We start from the raw sequence: 1,556 nt of genomic DNA, 5'->3' as shown, positions 1-1,556 counted from the left end.
CCTGACTTGTCCAAATTAGGTCAGCAAATTTAGTTTCTCTATTATTTTTAAAATTTCGTTTGTTGAACTGGCTCTCATAGTGATTTCTTTTCCTGTAATTTTGTTTTTTAACCTGGCGTCGGTGATCTTTTTACATTCGTGAATAAATGTTTTGATTGAGGTTTCGGTTTGAAGTTCTACATGTTTGGAGATGATTAAAGCCATAAAGCATATCAATAAATGAAGTTTTATAGGCTCTTCTTTATAATGGAATATTGGCCTTGTTTGTAGATCGCTTTTAGATATTCTAAATGCTTGTTCTATTCTGTACAGTTCACGATATCTCGCTATGATGGTTTGCTACCGACTCATTTAGATTAGCGTAATATCCTTTAATGCCTAGCAGCTTTACAGTTTTGTCTATCAGCTTCTGGTTAAGTTCCATTTTTTCGCCAGAGGATTTAGTAAACTTCATTTTCTTATTCTTACCGGGATTATCCACTAAGCTTCTCGCTCGCTCTATCTGCTTTTCCATCTCGTACTTATCTTTTCGGTAACGCAATGATGAATAGCTGCAGATAAGATCTCCATTAGCTGTTGGCAATCTTATGCTTTCTCCATCCTTTCGAATAATAGTTGCATCAATCTGTGTTAACAAATCATTTGATATATTCCCTAGTCGTCCACCAACAATATAATTGATGCCATTTTCATTTAAAGCCAAGCTGTTCTCTGTACTTATCATTGCAGCATCTGCAACAACGGTGAGGGCTTCAACTTTATTTTTATTAATAAAGCTTTTTATTACTGGAATAAAAGTATGCCCCTCAAAAGTATTGCCCGGAAAAACTTCGTAAGAAATGGGCAATCCTTCTTTACTGACCATCAAGGCAATAAGAATCTGCGGCTGCTGTGATTTGTTGTCTTTGGAAAAACCATTCTTGCGAAGGTCGTCTGATTCAAAGGTTTCAAAATACAGCGTTGTCACATCATAGAAAACCAGGTTGTAGTTGAAGTCGTAGTGTTCCCGAGCAAATTTAACAGCAATACTTTCGGTCTTTGACTTAAGCTCCAGCCATGCTGGAGCAGAGTCATAATATTTCTGTCTGCGATGTTTTATGCCAAAATATTCCTCCAAAAGAATGATTGAGCGAAGTTTGGATGCAGGCTCAATTATTCGCATGATTACCAAATCCAGAAGAAAACTGTTTTTGAGCTTGTCGAAACCGATCTGGACGATAAGTTTTGAGATCAGTTCATGGAAAAATGAATAATATACGCCGATAAAGTCAGTCTGTCGAATGTTTATAATATTATCAGCATGAACCTCATTGAATAAAAACAGCTGTCTGGTAATGGTTTTAATGAAATCATTTGCTAGCGTAAGTAATTCGGCAAGTTCAGTAGAAGTACGAGCTGTACCAATATGCTTTATGATGACTCTTTTACGGTTTTCAATCTTATAAACCTGTACTGAAGTTGATCCTGCAGCATACTTGATTTGCCTTATTTTGTACAATTTTTAACTTTAGGTCAGCAAACCACAAAAATAATAAAAATAACAACAACAAGATCAG

General features: G+C 35.8%; 2 protein-coding genes. Both read right to left on the bottom strand.

The window, feature by feature from the left end:
• Positions 1-15 precede the first annotated feature (15 nt).
• On the bottom strand, positions 16-204 hold the full coding sequence (locus R2S57_RS30290; RefSeq protein ID WP_316848643.1) for a hypothetical protein: 189 nt from the start codon (positions 202-204) through the stop codon (positions 16-18).
• A gap of 109 nt (positions 205-313) precedes the next feature.
• Positions 314-1,498, bottom strand: a complete 1,185-nt coding sequence (locus tag R2S57_RS30285) for an IS1634 family transposase (protein WP_316848642.1) — start codon at positions 1,496-1,498, stop codon at positions 314-316.
• Positions 1,499-1,556 lie beyond the last annotated feature (58 nt).

Source organism: Pedobacter psychrodurus (assembly GCF_032678585.1).
GTDB lineage: Bacteria > Bacteroidota > Bacteroidia > Sphingobacteriales > Sphingobacteriaceae > Pedobacter > Pedobacter psychrodurus_A.
The sequence above is the reverse complement of the archived record's forward strand: the minus strand, read 5'-3'. Positions and strand labels throughout refer to the sequence as shown.

Excerpts from the sequence above, each read along its gene's own strand:
- R2S57_RS30290 (WP_316848643.1), bottom strand. The coding sequence starts at position 204 with ATGGCTTTAATCATCTCCAAACATGTAGAACTTCAAACCGAAACCTCA.